At 45.1% G+C, this 18,671-nt stretch carries 12 protein-coding genes and 1 tRNA gene; 11 read left to right on the forward strand and 2 right to left on the reverse strand.

The window, feature by feature from the left end; all coding sequences use genetic code 11:
• Positions 1–6: 6 nt before the first annotated feature.
• The 3 genes from AAAH86_RS10085 to AAAH86_RS10095 all read left to right on the forward strand — a co-directional run bounded on the left by AAAH86_RS10085 (position 7) and on the right by AAAH86_RS10095 (position 2,561).
• On the forward strand, positions 7–726 hold the full coding sequence (locus AAAH86_RS10085) for a copper homeostasis protein CutC (protein ID WP_343487474.1): 720 nt from the start codon (positions 7–9) through the stop codon (positions 724–726).
• A gap of 45 nt (positions 727–771) precedes the next feature.
• Positions 772–2,004, forward strand: a complete 1,233-nt coding sequence (locus AAAH86_RS10090; RefSeq protein WP_343487475.1) for a metallophosphoesterase — start codon at positions 772–774, stop codon at positions 2,002–2,004.
• Between the two features lie 260 nt (positions 2,005–2,264).
• The gene (locus AAAH86_RS10095; RefSeq protein WP_343487476.1) at positions 2,265–2,561 is read left to right on the forward strand and encodes a thioredoxin family protein; all 297 of its coding nucleotides are present in this window, start codon (positions 2,265–2,267) and stop codon (positions 2,559–2,561) included.
• Between the two features lie 306 nt (positions 2,562–2,867).
• Here the strand turns inward: AAAH86_RS10095 and AAAH86_RS10100 are convergent, their stop codons facing one another.
• The gene (locus tag AAAH86_RS10100; RefSeq protein WP_343487477.1) at positions 2,868–6,230 is read right to left on the reverse strand and encodes a DUF2723 domain-containing protein; all 3,363 of its coding nucleotides are present in this window, start codon (positions 6,228–6,230) and stop codon (positions 2,868–2,870) included.
• Between the two features lie 155 nt (positions 6,231–6,385).
• Here AAAH86_RS10100 and AAAH86_RS10105 point away from each other — a divergent pair.
• The 4 genes from AAAH86_RS10105 to infB all read left to right on the forward strand — a co-directional run bounded on the left by AAAH86_RS10105 (position 6,386) and on the right by infB (position 10,997).
• Positions 6,386–6,457, forward strand: a tRNA-Gln gene (locus AAAH86_RS10105).
• Positions 6,458–6,606: 149 nt separating this feature from the next.
• Positions 6,607–7,068, forward strand: coding sequence for a ribosome assembly cofactor RimP (gene rimP, locus AAAH86_RS10110; protein ID WP_343487478.1), 462 nt, complete (start codon positions 6,607–6,609; stop codon positions 7,066–7,068).
• A 12-nt stretch (positions 7,069–7,080) separates the two neighbouring features.
• The gene (nusA, locus tag AAAH86_RS10115; protein ID WP_343487479.1) at positions 7,081–8,313 is read left to right on the forward strand and encodes a transcription termination factor NusA; all 1,233 of its coding nucleotides are present in this window, start codon (positions 7,081–7,083) and stop codon (positions 8,311–8,313) included.
• Between the two features lie 41 nt (positions 8,314–8,354).
• Entirely contained in the window at positions 8,355–10,997 is a 2,643-nt protein-coding gene (gene infB, locus AAAH86_RS10120; RefSeq protein ID WP_343487480.1) for a translation initiation factor IF-2, read from the forward strand.
• Positions 10,998–11,087: 90 nt separating this feature from the next.
• Here the strand turns inward: infB and AAAH86_RS10125 are convergent, their stop codons facing one another.
• Positions 11,088–11,447, reverse strand: coding sequence for an SPOR domain-containing protein (locus AAAH86_RS10125; RefSeq protein ID WP_343487481.1), 360 nt, complete (start codon positions 11,445–11,447; stop codon positions 11,088–11,090).
• A gap of 220 nt (positions 11,448–11,667) precedes the next feature.
• Between AAAH86_RS10125 and AAAH86_RS10130 the strand changes: the two genes are divergently transcribed.
• The 4 genes from AAAH86_RS10130 to AAAH86_RS10145 all read left to right on the forward strand — a co-directional run bounded on the left by AAAH86_RS10130 (position 11,668) and on the right by AAAH86_RS10145 (position 18,670).
• Positions 11,668–13,044 (forward strand): cytochrome c3 family protein, encoded by a 1,377-nt coding sequence (locus AAAH86_RS10130; RefSeq protein WP_343487482.1) that lies wholly within the window; start codon positions 11,668–11,670, stop codon positions 13,042–13,044.
• A gap of 159 nt (positions 13,045–13,203) precedes the next feature.
• On the forward strand, positions 13,204–16,365 hold the full coding sequence (locus AAAH86_RS10135) for a TAT-variant-translocated molybdopterin oxidoreductase (RefSeq protein ID WP_343487483.1): 3,162 nt from the start codon (positions 13,204–13,206) through the stop codon (positions 16,363–16,365).
• Positions 16,366–16,397: 32 nt separating this feature from the next.
• On the forward strand, positions 16,398–18,143 hold the full coding sequence (nrfD, locus tag AAAH86_RS10140; RefSeq protein WP_343487485.1) for an NrfD/PsrC family molybdoenzyme membrane anchor subunit: 1,746 nt from the start codon (positions 16,398–16,400) through the stop codon (positions 18,141–18,143).
• Positions 18,143–18,670 (forward strand): DUF3341 domain-containing protein, encoded by a 528-nt coding sequence (locus AAAH86_RS10145; protein WP_343487486.1) that lies wholly within the window; start codon positions 18,143–18,145, stop codon positions 18,668–18,670. The genes nrfD and AAAH86_RS10145 overlap by 1 nt, the downstream gene beginning before the upstream one ends.
• The last annotated feature ends 1 nt before the right edge of the window (position 18,671 follow it).

Genomic DNA, 18,671 nt, shown 5'->3' on the forward strand with positions numbered 1-18,671 from the left:
TATTTAATGCTTGTAGAAGTTTGCTGCAATTCACTAGAGTCTGCCTTGAATGCCCAAAGTGCTGGCGCCGATAGAATCGAGCTCTGTTCTGAATTGGGTGTTGGTGGAATAACCCCATCCTATGGTATTATCAAATTGGTCAAGGAGCGATTGTCCATTCCTGTTCATGTTTTGATTCGCCCTCGAAGCGGTCATTTCACCTATTCCGATACTGAATTTGAGGTGATGAAAGCCGATATCGGATTTTGCAGGAAAATAGGAATCAATGGTATTGTTTCTGGGGTTTTGCAGAAGGATGCTTCTGTCGATTTGGAACGAACCCGATTATTGATCGAGATGACAAAGCCCTTACATTTTACATTTCATCGAGCATTCGATTGGGTTCCCAATCCAGTAAAAACTTTAAGACAATTGGAAGATATAGGCGTGGATACGATTTTGACTTCTGGTAAGCACTTGACTGCTGAAAACGGTCTAGAAAATTTGAAAAAATGGCAGCAGCAGACCCAGGTGACCCTCATGGCAGGCGCAGGAATACTTCCTGAGAATATTTTAAAGTTCAAGAAAGCAGGTCTAAAAGCCGTTCATCTTTCGGGAACAAGTTTTGTGAATGAGGTTTCCATCAGTCGAAAAATCCCCATGAACGCTCAAAAGCATTTACAAGAGCATCATGTGGCCGTAACGAATGCCGAAACCATTCGTCAAATTGTACAGGCCGTTAAATAATGTGAAAAAGCAAAACGGCTAAATGTTAAAGAAATATATTTGTACATGCTTCGATGGACCATCTTTATTTTGATTTATTTGATTTTAGGGTTTTATTCGCTACAGGCCATAAAAACAGCGGCCAGACAACCCTGGTTGCACTACCTTTTCATAGTGGTCTGTCTTTTGGTGCTGGGTAATTTTATCTATCAATTTTCATGGGCAGATTCTGGCCGTGTGTTGAGCAGGCCAAAAAGTTATGCCTTTGGTTTTTTGCTGGCAATGCTTTCATTTCAGATGATTACTATCCTGTTTTTGTTTGGGGAGGATATTTTCAGGATTTTTACCGGCCTTTACCAGAAGCTGTTCGGATCAGAAAAAGAATTCAGCATCCCCACCCGCCGCCGTTTTTTGAGCGTGCTGGCCCTGGGTATCGCGGCATTGCCGTTCGGGGCGTTGCTTTGGGGCATGTACAAGGGCAAGTACAATTACAAAGTGCTCAAATATGTATTGGAGTTTGATGATTTGCCCGAAGCTTTTGACGGATACCAGATTACACAAATATCTGACATACACAGTGGCAGTTTTGATGACCGAAAGAAAATTGAGTACGGAGTCAACCTCATTAATGAACAACAGAGCGATGTGATTTTGTTTACTGGGGATATGGTCAACAATATGGCCGCTGAAATGGTGCCTTGGAAAGAGTTGTTCAGCACTTTGAATGCCAAAGATGGAAAGTTTTCCGTTTTGGGAAACCATGATTATGGCGACTACGTGAGCTGGGAAACCGAAGAGGCCAAAACAAAAAACCTCGAAGACTTAAAAGTACTTCAAAAAGGTATGGGTTTTGATCTTTTGATGAACGAGCACCGTTACCTTGAAAAAAATGGCGAAAAAATTGCCTTGGTCGGTGTTGAGAACTGGGGCGCAGGGGGATTCAAAAAAGCGGGAGACCTCAAAAAAGCATCCTCAGGAATTGAAAAAGATGATTTTAAAATACTGATGAGCCACGATCCCTCACATTGGGAGCAGCAGGTCATCAGCGATGACTATCATTACCACCTTACCTTAAGTGGCCACACACACGGCATGCAGTTCGGTATTGAAATACCGGGGTGGATCAAATGGAGCCCTGTAAAATGGCGTTACAAGTATTGGGCAGGCATTTACGAAGAGCTGGGCCAGTTTATCAATGTCAACCGTGGGTTTGGTTTTATTGGCTACCCTGGCCGCGTGGGTATATGGCCCGAGATTTCAGTCATAACATTAAAGAAGAAACCCCAAGAGTCTGCTTAGAAAGGTATCAATCGTTTGTTCATGCTCCTTTTTGTACATTATTTCGTTGAAATTTTGAACCGTAGCTAAGGCTATGCTTAATCCCGAAGCTTCGGGATTGCCTCATACTGCATCAAATAATTTCTATGAATATTCCAATTATAAGTTTCAACGCAAACTCTTAACGTGAATTTAACGACAATCAGATTGTCAAAGCCCTCACTTGATGTAAAACTTTAACATTTTTTCTTACTTTTGGCCTGAGAACCAAATCGTTTTATATGTCAAAGTTTGGCGAACTTATCGACCTAAACATTCCTGTGCTGTTGGACTTCTATGCGGAATGGAACGAACAATCAACGGCCATGCACCCTGTGCTACGTGATGTGGCAGCCGCTTTGGGTGACAAGGGCAAGGTCATAAAGATTGATGTTGATAAAAACAAAGAGCTTTCGCAGGCACTTCGAATAAAAGGGTTGCCAACGTTGATGATCTACAAAAAAGGGGAAATGGTTTGGCGCCAAAGTGGTGAGCAAGATGCCAATACGCTTATCGGCATACTCAACGAGTACATTTAATCAATTTATTGTTGTTATTCCCACGGATTAGGCTACCCTCAGCATAGACTACGGCGTGAATCTATTCATTTTCCGTAGCGGTTTAAATGTTTATGTGTTTATAAGTTGAAGAATTTCAGATTTTGTTGCAAATCTGCTTTTTGTTTTACACCCCAAAGTTATGTCTTCCTCTCGCTTCATGGTTTGCTTGTCGGAGACAAGAAGGGGGCAGTTTTCTTATAAATTTTTACACCCTTAAACCCGCTAAACTTACAACTTAATTGTCCACTCACTCCCAAAAGGAAATAATTATCGTAACCAGCAGAACTAATCCTCGACCGTGTCACCTAGAACGTCTGCCGGAGGTACGGTGTCATCCTCAGTTCGTACGGCATCCAAATCAACCGTATCCAAGGCATTTGGGTCTTCAAGAATAGGTTCGGGCTCTTCTAAAAACTCTGGTTCATCCCCAATAAATTGTGTGAACCTGTCAATGTACTCATTGAAAATCAGGGTTTCCTTTTGTGCCAGTTCTTGGTCTTGGTTCTCGATAAGGATGTCTAGGTTTCTTCGATAGGCTTCCATATCAGAAAGTATATCCTCGATTTTATCATATTGCTCATCGTAAGGGATGCCCGCATAGTATTCCAAACGGTCTTGGTAGATGGCTATCAATTTGTGAAATAGCTCACGGGCCTTCTGTTTTTCTCCAACCTTATAATATCCATCCACAAAAGGCTCGACAAAAGTGTAAAAAGCAAAGTGCTCAACGGGTATGTTGGCCATGGTGATATCAATGACCTCTTTAGCCTTGTTGATTTCACCTTCGTTGATAAACGTTTCCATCAAGCGGGCCAAGTTGCCGCGGAATGAAATGCCCTGTGAACGGGTCTGGGGGTCATGGTAGATACCGTCGTTGCCTGAATTTCCCCATTCCCACTTCTTGACAATGTCATACATCAACTTACTGTCTATGCGGCCCATGTCAAAAATACCCTCGTATTCGGTCTTTATCGGCACGAGCTTGTAGACAAGTCCGTCGAGTTGCAGATAGTCTTTCATCCACAGGTATTCTGCACTGTCAAAGCTTCCGCCAGAGAAATAGATGGGGCGTTTCCAGTCGTTGTTCGCCAATAGATCTAGCATCAAAATACGTTGCTTGGTCAAAGCGCTCTGTGGCAGATCAATATCGATATAATCGACAATGAGTGCTGAATCCTTTTCCTTGACCAATCCACTTTCAATGACATTTTTCTTGTTGACGGGCACTCGTATCTTGTTGGTGGGATAATACACAATCTCTTGGGTGCTTTTGGAATATTGGCTCAGGTCTGCTCCTTGTTTTTCCAACAAATATTTGAACTTGGTCTGTGGTTTGTCACTGCCCACCCAATCCATAAAATCCTTTATGTTCCAACGGTTCTCGGTCACCCCTTGATAGTAAATGGCATCGCGGGTACCGTAACTGTACTTGTCATGGGTCAATTGTGAAGGTATGGGCGCACTCTCATAAGCCTGACGTTTCATCTGGTCAATGTACCAGTCAGTGGCGAAAAGGCTGGTGCAGACAATACGTACATCAGTACGGTGGCCCTCAATTTCCTGCACATACCATAACGGAAATGTGTCGTTGTCGCCAATGGTGAACAAAATGGCCCCGGCATCTTGTTGACAAGAATCGAGATAGGCCTTGGCGGTAGAACGTGCCGTTTTTCGATTGGAGCGGTCGTGGTCGTCCCAGTTTTGGTAGGCCATCAACAAAGGTACTGCCAAAAGACACAGACCGATGGTCAATGGGGCGGCCAGTTTGCCCTTGAGCAGTTTTCGAGCCTCATCGAAAAGTCCATAGGCGCCGATGCCGATCCAAATGGCAAAGACATAAAAAGAGCCTACCAATGAATAATCTCGTTCTCGAGGTTGGAATATATATGGATTCGTATAAAATTGTATCGCCAGCCCCGTGAACATAAAGAACACAAAAAGCACCCAAAATTGTTTTGGATTTTTGGAAATCTGGAAGACAATGCCGATGATGCCCAAAAGCAACGGCAAAAAGAAATAGGTGTTTCGGGCTTTGTTGTCGAGCCAATCTTGCGGAAGGTTCTTTTGGCTACCAAAGAAAAAGCTGTCGATAAAGCCGACGCCACTTCGCCATTGGCCGTTGTCATCAAAGCGCCCCTGTACATCGTTCTGGCGCCCAACGAAATTCCACATAAAATACCGCATGTACATATAGCCCCATTGAAAATCAAAGAGATATCTGATGTTTTGCGCCAAGGTCGGAGGTTCAACCTCAATATAGTCGCTGAACTCCCTCAAAAAGCGAATGTATTGCTCGGCATCAATTTCACCAGAGTCGTAGGCATTTCGAAACTGGTTCACCGCATTTCGCAGCTCGTTGTTGGAGATGTATTCCGGTTTGATCTTGAATTCAAGCGCGCCGTAGTATTGCATGTAATTTTCGGCATGCTGTTCGCTCCATAATCTGGGTAGAATACCGACATGTTCTTTGTTCGGGCCTTGAAGTGCGCCTTCGTAATGGTTGACAATGACATATTTGCCCAGTTTTTCATCCTTTTCATATTTGGGCTGGTCGTCAATATCATCACCGGGTTCTGCAAACGTATCAGAAAAATAGGCACCGTAAATGGGGCTATCGACCCCTGGGTATTGCTCTCTGTTGTAATAGGCCAACAAAGAACGTGCATCTTCAGGGTTGTTCTCATTTACCACAACTTGGGCATTGGCACGAATGGGCAACATCAGCCAAGACGAAAAGCCCAGAATTAAAAACATCAGAGACAAGGTGATGAGGTTTCCCGTCTGAAAATTATTCTTTCGGGTGTATCTAAGTGTAAAGTAAAACGCCGCCACGAACAACAGCCCCATGATGATGGTGCCCGAATTGAAAGGCAGGCCGATGCTGTTGACAAAGAAAATCTCGCTCCATCCGAATAATTTCAATACATAGGTCAGCGAAAATTTATAGACCAGAATCAAGACTGTGATGACAGCTATGTTGGCGAGCAAAAAGTTTTTGGCTGTGGTCTTTTTATAGGTTTTGAAATAGTACAATAACCCGATGGAAGGTATAGCCAAAAACCCCATAAATTGAATTCCGAAGGTGAGTCCGACCACAAAGCAGATCAACAGCAGCCAACGATGCCCTCTTGGTTCTTCCAGACTATCTGTCCATTTAAGCCCTAGCCACAGCAACAGTGCCATGATAAAACTGGCCATGGCATATACCTCGGTTTCGCCGGCATTGAACCAGAAACTATCGGAAAACGTGAAGGCCAATGCACCGACCATTCCGCTGCCCAGTACAGCTAAAGCTTTATTGTTGTTGAATTTTTTCTTGGAGGATATCAGCTTTCGGGTCAGGTTGGTAATCGTCCAAAAGGTAAACAACACGGCGAAGGCGCTTGATACCACAGAAACACAGTTCACCATCAACGCAATTTTCGTTTCATTGCCAAATGCGAACAAAGCAAAAAAGGCCCCGATCATTTGCAGCAACGGTGCCCCGGGGGGGTGGCCCACCTGCAATTTGGCAGAAGTACTGATGTATTCACCAGCATCCCAAAAACTGCCCGTGGGTTCTACGGTCAGGGCATAAACGATAAGCGCAATGGTGAAGGATGCCCAACCGAGTAGGGTATCCCATTTTTTGAAGTCGTTCGCGAACATAGGTCGTTGTTAAGCGTGGGGCGAATTTAGCAATTAAACGGGATACGGTCTGGTGTTTTTTCAAAACCTTTAACAGCAGAACAAGGGTGATTGAGGTCAAAATTTGTTTGGTGTAACCAAAGATTGTCTTAAATTTGCACCCGCATTTGCGGTATTGGCCTATGGTGTAATTGGCAACACTACTGGTTTTGGTCCAGTCATTCTAGGTTCGAGTCCTAGTAGGCCAACGAAGAAAGTCCCAACCATTTAAGTTGGGATTTTTTATTCCCGTCCCTTGGTTGTGTAAGAAATGTAATTATAGTACATTTGCACCACTGAACGGATATAAAGGTATTCATAAGGGGACTTCGAGTCCCCTCTTTTATTACTTGATTTTATGCTGGGCGATAAGGTCACCGAACTTTTGAAAAAGGCACTTGAGCAACGACCATCACTTTTTTTAATTGATTTGTCGATAACAAATGATCATAAAATAAAGGTAGTTTTAGATGGTGACAACGGGGTGACCCTAGAAGATTGTATTGCGGTCAGTAGGGGTATTGAGCACGAGCTTGACCGTGACGAGCATGACTTTTCGTTAGAGGTGACCTCAGCTGGTGCGATTGCACCCTTGCAACTGCCCCGACAGTATAGAAAGAATATAGGCCGCAAGTTAAAGGTCAAGACAAAAGAGGGTGAGTTTGAAGGCAGTCTGACCGAGGCCGATGAAGAACATATAGTATTGGAGTGGAAAGCCCGAGAACCGAAACCCGTTGGCAAGGGCAAGCATACAGTACAGAAGCGGCAAGAGATTGCGTTTTCTGATATCGAAGAAGCAAAAGTGGTTTTAAAATTTTAATTATTAAGTAGCATGGAAAATCTGGCGCTTATTGAATCCTTTTCAGAATTTAAGGACGATAAGTTCATTGACAGGGTAACTTTGATGGCGATATTGGAAGAAGTCTTCCGCGGTGCGCTGAAAAGAAAGTTTGGTTCTGATGATAATTTTGACATTATCATCAATCCCGATAAGGGAGATTTGGAAATTTGGAGAAACAGAGTTGTTGTCAAAGACGGTGAAGTCGAAGAACCCAATGAAGAGATATCACTTTCAGAGGCCCGAAAGATCGAACCTGATTTTGAGGTGGGTGAAGATGTGTCTGAAGAAGTGAAGCTCAAAGACCTGGGCCGTAGGGCCATCTTGGCATTGCGACAAAACTTGATTGCCAAAATACATGAGCATGACAATACCACCATCTACAAACAGTTCAAAGATCTTGAAGGTGAGATCTATACGGCCGAAGTACACCACATACGCCATAAGGCAATCATTCTTCTTGATGATGAGGGCAATGAGATTATCATGCCCAAAGACCGACAGATTCCATCTGATTTTTTCAGAAAAGGAGACAACGTCAGGGGAATCATTGAGAGTGTAGAGCTGAAGGGCAACAAACCTGCCATCATCATGTCAAGAACATCGCCCAAGTTTTTAGAGCAGTTGTTCCATCAAGAAATACCCGAGGTGTTCGATGGCCTGATTACCATTAAGAAGGCAGTGCGCATTCCTGGGGAGAAAGCAAAGGTGGCCGTTGACTCGTATGACGACCGTATCGATCCTGTGGGTGCCTGTGTCGGTATGAAAGGCTCACGTATTCATGGCATCGTTCGTGAACTGGGCAATGAAAATATTGATGTCATCAACTGGACGAACAATCCACAATTGATGGTGACAAGGGCATTGAGCCCAGCTAGGGTAACTTCCGTTAAGCTCGATGATGAAAAGAAGACCGCGCAGGTATTTCTAAAACCAGAAGAAGTCTCAAAGGCCATTGGTCGTGGGGGCCATAATATTCGTTTGGCAGGCCAATTGACTGGTTATGAAATAGATGTATATCGCGAAGGCGTTGAAGAAGATGTGGAGTTGACCGAATTCGGAGACGAAATCGATTCATGGATCATTGAAGAATTTAGAAAGATAGGTCTTGATACGGCACGCAGTGTATTGGAGCAAGATGCCGAAGATCTTGTCAAGCGTACCGATTTAGAAGAAGAGACCGTGGCTGAGGTAGTGCGCATACTGAAGTCAGAGTTTGAAGATTAGATTATATTTGCACAACCAAAAAACAAGGGTAGAAAGGTTATATGGCTGAAAATCCAACGATACGATTAAATAAGGTTCTCAGGGAATTGAACATCTCTTTGGACAGGGCCGTCGATTACCTTAACTCTCAGGGGCATGATGTTGAGGCAAGGCCTACCACAAAGATTTCAGATGAGGTTTACCAAGTACTGTTGGATGAGTTTCAGACTGACAAGAGCAAACGTGTGGCCTCTAAAGAAGTAGCCGAAGAGAAGCAGAAAGAGAAAGAGGAGATTCGCCAACAGATGGAGCAGGAGCTCGAAGAGCGCCGTGTCGCACGAGAGCGCCGTAATGCCAAAGCTGAGGTGGTTCAGGCCAAAGTTGAGCTTGAAGGGCCAAAAACGGTCGGTAAAATCGATTTGGAAAAAAAGTCTGGCTCCTTAGAAGACAGAAAGGTACAAGAAGAAAAGAAAGAAGAAAAAGCTGCTCCAAAAAAAGAAGCGCCAAAACCGGAAACGGCAAAGAAAGAGGAGCCCAAAAAACAGCAAGAGGCTGAACCCGCGACCATCGAGACCCAATACAAAAAGTTGGATGGCCCCAAGATTACCGATAAAATTGACCTTTCAAAATTTGATAAGCCCAAAAAAAAGAAAGAAGAGTCGAAGAAAAACGACGCTGCTTCTGGTTCAGACCGTAAGCGTAGGCGAAGACGTATTGTCAGCAAGCCGAACCAAAATGCATCCGGTAACGGTAGGGGAGGAAACAGAAGGGGCCAACGTGCGGGCGCACCAAAGGTAGAGCCTACCGAAGAAGAAGTACAAAAGCAGGTTCGCGAGACCCTTGAGAAACTTCAGGGCAAATCAAGCAAGGGCAAAGGGGCTAAATATCGTAGAGAAAAACGCGACCAGCACCGTCAGCAAACGGCGCAAGAAATTGAACAACAAGAACTTGAGAGCAAGATTCTGAAGGTGACCGAGTTCGTGACCGTCAATGAGGTTGCGACAATGATGAACGTCTCGACCACCGAAATCATCTCGGCTTGTATGTCATTGGGCATCATGGTGACCATGAACCAAAGATTGGATGCTGAAACGCTGTCAATTGTGGCAGAAGAGTTTGGCTATGAAGTTGAGTTTGTCACCGCCGAAATCGAAGAATCGATTGAAATTGAGGAAGATGCTCCCGAAGATTTACAGCCCAGAGCACCTATCGTGACGGTTATGGGTCACGTTGACCATGGTAAAACCTCGTTGTTGGATTATGTTCGTGAAGAGAATGTCATTGCCGGTGAGAGCGGAGGCATCACCCAGCATATTGGTGCCTATGGTGTAACCTTGAATGACGGCCAACGAATTACTTTCTTGGATACTCCAGGTCACGAAGCCTTTACCGCGATGCGGGCAAGAGGAGCACAGGTGACCGATATCGCCATCATCGTAGTTGCTGCAGATGATGACATCATGCCGCAGACCAAAGAGGCCATCAGCCATGCCCAGGCAGCGGGGGTGCCCATTGTATTTGCCATCAATAAAATTGATAAACCGACAGCGAATCCTGATAAAATCAAAGAAGGTCTGGCCAGTATGAATTTGTTGGTGGAAGACTGGGGAGGAAAAATACAATCACATGACATTTCGGCCAAAACAGGCGAAGGTGTCAAAGAACTTTTAGAGAAGGTTTTGCTGGAAGCTGAATTGCTGGAATTGAAGGCAAATCCCGATAAATTGGCCAACGGTACTGTGGTTGAGGCATTCTTGGATAAAGGCCGCGGCTATGTTTCCACGATTTTGGTGCAAGAAGGTACGCTTGAAATTGGCGATTATGTGCTTGCAGGCACCCACAGCGGTAAAATCAAGGCCATGCAAGATGAGCGTGGAAAAGATGTGAAAAAAGCAGGTCCTGCAACCCCTATCTCTATTTTAGGGTTGGATGGTGCACCACAGGCAGGTGACAAGTTCAATGTGTTGGAAGACGAGCGCGAAGCCAAATCAATTGCTTCCAAGCGTTCACAATTACAGCGTGAACAATCTGTTCGTACACAACGACATATCACTTTGGATGAAATCGGAAGGCGAATCGCTTTGGGTGATTTCCAAGAGCTGAACATTATTTTGAAAGGTGATGTGGATGGTTCTGTGGAAGCCCTGACAGATTCCTTCCAGAAACTTTCCACAGATGAGATACAGGTAAACATCATACATAAAGGTGTCGGTGCCATCACCGAATCAGATGTGTTGTTGGCAAGCGCATCCGATGCCATCATCATCGGCTTCAACGTACGACCTATGGGCAATGCGAGGGATATTGCCGACAAGGAAGAAATCGATATCCGTACATACTCCATTATTTACGATGCCATCAATGATCTCAAAGATGCGATGGAAGGCATGTTGTCACCTGAAATGAAAGAAGAGGTGACAGGTACGGCCGAGATTCGTGAGACCTTCAAGATTTCGAAAATCGGTACCATTGCAGGCTGTATGGTGACCAGCGGCAAAATCTTTAGAAACTCCCAGATTCGATTAATACGCGATGGTGTTGTGGTCTTCACTGGTGAATTGGCCTCATTGAAACGCTTCAAAGATGACGTGAAAGAGGTTGCCAAAGGATATGAATGTGGTCTTCAGGTCAAGAATTACAACGATATTAAAGAAGGCGATACCGTTGAGGCGTTCCAAGAGGTGGCGGTGAAGAAGAAACTTTGATGTTTGGTGCACGATGCTAGTAGTTCGATGTTTGATCATAACCTTCGACTTTAAAAACATCACCCAGCACCGGGCATTATACATCCGACCTCACTCAGGCTTCAACAACATGGCATTCGGATATTTTTTACGCACTTCAAGATATTTGCGCTCGGCCTCAAGACGGTTTTTGAACTTGCCTACGCGTACCCGATAGGTAGGCGATTCAAATTCAATCTTAGAGGGCATATTCGGAAAATCTTCATCGATCTTGGTCTTAAGGTTGAGTGCCTTTTGGTAGTTTCCAAAACCGACCTGAATCTGATAATATTCTGATTTTGAGTGAACTGCAGTGTAAGCTTTCACCAATTCATCGATTCTAGAATCTTTTTCGATGTTTATCTGGCCTTCCTGGGCCAAAATCCCAAAAGAAAAAAGAAAAAAAGCTGCGGAAAAAAATACACTCTTCATAGGCTTACAATATAGCTTTTGCATCAAAATACAAATGTAATTCTTTAAATATGATGGGATTAAAAACCCTATTATTTAGACTGATTATAAATTGTGGATTATAAATCCCTTAACATTTTAAAAATTGCTGGCGTATCGTATTTTTGTGCACGATTTGAACCACGGTAATTACTAACTCACACGTTGTCAATTGAAATTACTGTGCCAAGATTTCACTAGCATGAAAAAGGTTTTGAACCGCATTCAATTTTTACTGGTTTTTGGTCTAAGTTTTCTACTTCTCCCACTCTTTTTTTCACCCGCACTGGCTCAGGATGAAGCTGTAGCTGAAGAACCTGCAGCCGAGGCTACTGCCGAAGACCTTGGCGGAGACCCAGTAGCCGGAAAGCAACTTTTTAACCAGAACTGTGCCGCTTGCCATGCTTTGAATCGAAAGATGACAGGCCCGGCCTTGGCCAATGTCGAAACCCGACTGGCCGAAGAAGAAGGTTTGGACAAAGAGTGGATGTACCAGTGGATCAAGAACAGTGCGGGCATGATTGCTTCTGGTGATGCATACGCCAACAAGATTTATAACGAATACAATCAAGCGGCGATGACCGCTTTTCCGACCCTCAGCAATGAGGATATTGACAATATTTTGGCGTACACGGCAGCGCCCGTAGCCACTCCAGCCCAGCCAACCGCTGCGGCTGGTGAAGCTGTAGCGGACAGTGGAGAAGGCGGCGGTATTTCGAACAGTATTATTCTAGGAGCGCTTGCCCTTGTTTTTGGCATCTTGGTCATTATGCTGTTTTTGGTCAATCGTACCTTGCGGCGAATTGCCGAAGCCAATGGTGTGCAAGTGGTCAAGGCAGATGCAGAGAAACGTACCCCAATTTGGAAAGCCTTTGCACAAAACCAATTCTTGGTTTTGGTGACTGTCATTTTTTTACTGTTGGGCAGTGCCTATTATGCGTATGAGTGGATGTCGCAAATTGGTGTTGATCAAGGGTATGCCCCCGTGCAGCCAATTCACTACTCGCACAAGATACATGCCGGCGACAACAAAATAGAATGCAAGTACTGCCATTCATCGGCAAGGGTGTCAAAGCATTCGGGCATTCCATCGCTGAATGTTTGTATGAACTGCCACAAATCCATTTATGAGTACACGGGTAATCCTGAAGGTCCCACAGCCGAGGATTTGGCAAACGGCTACACCAATGAATTTTACACCAAAGAGATCAAAAAATTATACAAAGCCGTGGGCTGGAATGAGGAAGAACAGCGTTATACCGGTGAAACCCAACCTGTGGAATGGGTGCGCATCCACAATCTTCCCGATTTTGCCTACTTCAACCATTCACAGCACGTTTCAGTGGCGGGCATTGAGTGCCAGACTTGTCACGGCCCAGTGGAAGAGATGGAAATCATGTACCAATATTCACCATTGACCATGGGCTGGTGCATCAACTGTCACCGTGAAACTGAGGTACAAGTGGCCAACAACGGGTATTATGAAAAAATACATGACGAGCTTTCGAAGAAGTATGGTGTTGATAAATTGACCGCGGCACAGATGGGTGGATTGGAATGTGGCAAGTGTCACTACTGATTTTGGAGGTGCGATTTACGAAGTGTGATTGAAAGATATAAAACTGATTGAACAAAAATTGAAAATATTTGATTTTAGAAGTATGTAATGCGAGAAAGAATTTCAAACCATGAAGTTTGATAATCTAAAATCGTGATTCTAAAATCGTAATTAATGTATATGGCATCAAACAAAAAATACTGGAAGAGTGAAGCGGAGTTGAATCCGAACGATTCCATTGTTGAGAGGCTAAAGCAGAATGAGTTTCCCGAACAGATTCCTGTTGATGAATTTTTGGGAGACAAAGAGGGGTTGGCAGATTCAAATACCTCTCGAAGAGATTTCTTGAAGTACGTGGGGTTCAGTACTGCAGCTGCGACAATGGCGGCATGCGAGGGCCCAGTGCACAAATCCATTCCCTATGTGGTGCAACCCGTGGATATTGTTCCCGGTGTGGCCAATTACTACGCCACCACCATCGCCGACGGATTTGATTTTGCAAGCATTTTGGTGAAGACCAGAGAAGGTCGCCCCATCAAGATAGAAAACAATACGGATGCCAAAGTACATGGTGGAACCAATGCCAGAATACAGGCGTCGGTGCTATCCTTATATGATAGCAAAAGGGTACAGGGCCCTATGGCGGCGGGCGAGCCCATAGAGTGGAAAGTTTTGGACGCCACGGTGCGTGCCAAGTTGGGCAGTTTAAAAAATTCAAGCAAACAGATTGCATTGCTTACCCAGACCTATGCGAGCCCTTCCGCAAAACGATTGGTTGATGAGTTCAAGGCCGAATATGGCAATGTGAACCACATTACCTATGATGCCATATCTGAAGATGCTGCATTGAACGCTTATGAGGCAGCCTACGGCGAGCGTGCCTTGGCCGATTATGATTTTGAGAAAGCCGAGTTGATCGTTTCTTTCGGTGCAGATTTCTTGGGCGATTGGCAAGGTGGAGGATACGATTCAGGCTATGCCAAAGGTCGTGTGCCCAAAAACGGGAAGATGTCAAAGCATATCCAGATGGAGGGCAACATGACATTGACCGGAGCGAATGCCGACCACAGATTTCCCATGACCGGTGCGCAACAAAAGATTGCATTGGCAAAATTGTACGGTAAACTCAACGGAAGCAATGTAGGTGGAGGCACCTCCGAGGTAGATGAAGCAGTTGATGCCGTGGCAAAACAGATTCGAAAAGCAGGCCGCAAAGCGGTGGTTGTCAGTGGCATCAATGATGTCAATGTGCAAACTGTGGTGCTTGCCATCAACAAGTTGTTGAACAGTGAGGCCTTTGATCCTTCCAACCCAAAATATGTGCGTCAGGGCAATACGGCCCAAGTCAACAAGTTGATTTCCGATATGAATGCAGGCCGTGTGGGCATGTTGATTATGGATGGTGTAAACCCTGTCTACTCATTGCCCAACAGTGCCGACTTTGTTTCTGGTCTTGAGAAGGTTGATGTTTCAGTAACCTTTGCTTTCAATAATGATGAAACTGCCCAGGTTTCAAGTTATGTGGCCGCAGCTTCCCATTATTTGGAATCTTGGGGCGATACAGAAATCAAAAAAGGGCATTACAGCCTTCAACAGCCCGTCATTCGAGAGCTTTTTGACACTAGACAGTTTCAAAATGCACTTTTGACCTGGATGGGCAGTGATAAAACATACTACGATTACGTCAAGGAAACTTGGGAAACTTCCATTCTAAATGGGGGAAGCTGGAACAAAACACTTCAAGCCGGGGTCTATGCCGCAGGCCAAGAGCCTATGGTCATCGAAGATGCCCCAGCACAAGAACTAAACCAGACTTTGGCCGATGCCAGAAACGGCGGTCGAGATAGGCAAGCTGAACAGGCTGCCCAAAATGAGGAAACCGTGGCATCAACGATTGTTCCGATTGCATCGGCCATTCGTTCGTTGGCAAATTCTGCTACTGGTGACATGGAGCTGGCACTCTATTCTAAAGTAGGTATGGGTGATGGTCGCCAAGCCAGTAATCCTTGGTTACAAGAATTTCCAGACCCGATTTCAAGGGCCACTTGGGACAACTACCTGACGGTCTCAAAAGCAGATGCTGAAAAGCTGGATTTTGAAAATTATAATGTAGCGAATGGCGCCCTCAACGGTAGCTATGCCAAAGTAACCGTCAATGGGGTTACTGTTGATAATGTACCCGTGCTTATTCAGCCAGGTCAGGCTGTGGGTACCGTTGGTTTGGCTTTCGGTTATGGAAAGAAAGCAGGTTTGAAAGAGGAAATGCAGACAGGTGTCAATGCCTTCCCATTGTACCAAAATTATAATGAGGTACAGTCGGTCTCGATTTCAAAATCGGAAGGCATCCACGAATTTGCTTGCATCCAACTACAAAATACATTGATGGGCCGTGGTGATATCATCAAAGAGACCACGCTCAACACGTTCAATTCCGAAGACCACCACGTGTGGAATCCGGTTCCAGAAGTTTCCTTGAACCATCAAGAAGTTCCTGCGGTTTCTGTTGACCTTTGGGATGAATTTGACCGTTCCATCGGGCATCATTTCAACATGTCAATCGATTTGAACGCTTGTACAGGCTGCGGTGCCTGTGTGATTGCCTGTCATGCCGAGAACAACGTTCCGGTAGTGGGTAAGGAAGAAATGCGAAAGTCTCGTGACATGCACTGGTTGCGTATCGATAGGTATTATTCCTCAGAGGAAACATTTATGGGTGATGTTGAGGAAAAAGAAACAGCACCTGATGGTTATCGACAGACGATGGCGCAGTTGGAAGACCCCTCTGTGAATCCACAGGTTGCCTTTCAACCCGTAATGTGCCAGCACTGTAACCATGCGCCTTGTGAAACGGTTTGCCCGGTAGCCGCAACAGCGCACAGCCGTCAAGGGCAGAACCACATGGCCTACAACCGTTGTGTGGGTACGCGCTACTGTGCGAACAACTGTCCGTACAAAGTGCGAAGGTTCAACTGGTTCCTATACAATAATAATGACGAGTTCGACTACTATATGAACAATGATTTGGGCAAGATGGTCATCAACCCTGATGTCAATGTTCGCTCGCGTGGTGTCATGGAAAAATGTTCTATGTGCATTCAAATGACACAAAAGACCATTTTGGATGCCAAGCGCGAAGGTCGTCCGGTCAAAGATGGCGAATTCCAAACGGCCTGTTCAGCCGCATGTAGCACAGGGGCCATTGCATTTGGAGACATCAACGATAAAGAAAGTAAAATTGCCGAGTTGAAAGAAGATGACAGGGCATACCATTTGCTGGAGCATGTGGGCACTCGACCCAATGTGTTCTACCATGTGAAGGTACGCAACACTGATGAGGCATAACAATAACTAAGTAAGCAACTAGAATAGAGATTATGGCGTCGCATTACGAAGCACCTATACGAAAACCCTTGGTACTCGGTGATAAAGGCTATCATGACGTAACGGTCGATATTGCTGCACCGGTCGAGGGACGGGCCAACAAGCATTGGTGGATTGTCTTCACCATTGCCCTTGTAGCCTTTCTTTGGGGTCTTGGGTGTATCATTTATACGATTTCCACTGGTATCGGGGTATGGGGTCTGAACCCAACCGTGAACTGGGCGTGGGATATTACCAATTTCGTCTGGTGGGTCGGTATCGGTCACGCAGGAACGCTGATTTCAGCGGTATTGCTGCTCTTTAGGCAAAAATGGAGAATGGCCATCAACCGTTCTGCAGAGGCGATGACCATCTTTTCGGTAATTCAGGCGGGGCTTTTCCCGATCATTCACATGGGTCGCCCGTGGTTGGCGTATTGGGTATTGCCGATTCCGAACCAATTCGGTTCGTTGTGGGTGAACTTTAATTCTCCCTTGCTCTGGGACGTGTTTGCGATATCTACCTATCTATCAGTGTCGTTAGTGTTCTGGTGGACAGGATTGCTTCCTGACTTTGCGATGATTCGTGATCGCGCCGTTAAGCCCTTCCAAAAGAAAATATATAGTCTGTTGAGCTTTGGATGGACAGGCCGTGCCAAAGACTGGCAACGTTTTGAAGAAGTTTCACTAGTACTTGCTGGATTGGCAACGCCACTAGTACTTTCAGTACATACCATCGTATCATTCGACTTCGCCACCTCGGTGATACCTGGATGGCACACTACGATTTTTCCACCTTACTTTGTTGCGGGAGCGATTTTCTCTGGTTTCGCTATGGTACAGACTCTGCTCATTATCATGAGAAAAGTCTGCCATTTGGAAGCTTATATCACAGTTCAACATATTGAATTGATGAATATCGTGATTATGATTACAGGTTCGATTGTGGGCTGTGCCTACATTACCGAGTTGTTCATTGCATGGTATTCTGGAGTGGAATATGAACAATATGCATTTTTGAACCGTGCAACTGGACCTTACTGGTGGGCCTATTGGTCGATGATGACCTGTAACGTATTCTCACCACAGTTCATGTGGTTCAAAAAGTTGCGCACGAGCATTATGTTCTCGTTCTTTATTTCGATTGTGGTAAACATTGGGATGTGGTTCGAGCGATTTGTGATTATCGTGACCTCATTGCATAGAGATTATCTACCCTCTTCGTGGACGATGTTCTCGCCCACATTTGTGGATATCGGAATCTTTATTGGTACGATTGGATTCTTCTTTGTGCTGTTCCTTTTGTATTCGCGAACCTTCCCCGTGATTGCACAGGCAGAGGTGAAATCCATTTTAAAATCTTCAGGAGAGCGCTATAAAAAACTAAGGGAAGAGGGCAAACCGTTATATGTGATGCCTTCCCGAGGAAAAACTGTTGAAGGGCCCGTCACACAAGACGTTCTGATGGGCGAGGTGAAGCCCGCTGTTGGCGATAAAGTGGGTGTCAACGAGCTGTTGGGCTCTATCGGTACGTTTGACCCCTCAAAGGAATCGGCCGACGACTTGAAAAAAATAAAAGGAGTAGGTCCGGAAATGGAGCGTATTCTCAACGAAATAGGAATTTATACGTTCGCACAAGTAGGACGAATGACAGAGCGCGAATACGATTTGTTGGATTCCATCACAGGTAAATTCCCAGGTCGCGCACAACGCGATGATTGGGCAGGGCAGGCAAGATTGTTGAACAATAAAAAGAACTAATGGCATCAAAGGTTATACATGCGGTCTACAACGACGATGACATTTTGATGAAGGCCGTCAAAAAGGTCAGGGCAGAGCACCACCATATTGAAGAGGTATATACGCCTTTTCCGGTACACGGATTGGACAAGGCCATGGGGTTGGCAGACACCCGTATTGCCATCACCTCATTCATGTATGGTTGTTTGGGGCTGGCCGTTGCCATTGTCATGATGAACTATATCATGATTGAAGATTGGCCGCAAGATATTGGGGGCAAACCCAGCTTCAGCTATTTGGAGAACATGCCAGCTTTCGTGCCAATCATGTTTGAAATGACGGTATTTTTTGCAGCACATTTGATGGTCATCACCTTTTACCTGAGAAGTAGAATGTGGCCGTTCAAGAAAGCGGAAAACCCAGATGTGAGAACGACTGATGACCATTTCTTGATGGAAGTCGGTGTACATGATAACGAAAAAGAGCTATCAGAACTGTTGTGGGATACAGGTGCTGTCGAAGTAACCGTAACCGAAAAGGATTCTTGAT

Origin of the sequence: Allomuricauda sp. d1 (assembly GCF_039592695.1) — a bacterium.
GTDB lineage: Bacteria > Bacteroidota > Bacteroidia > Flavobacteriales > Flavobacteriaceae > Flagellimonas_A.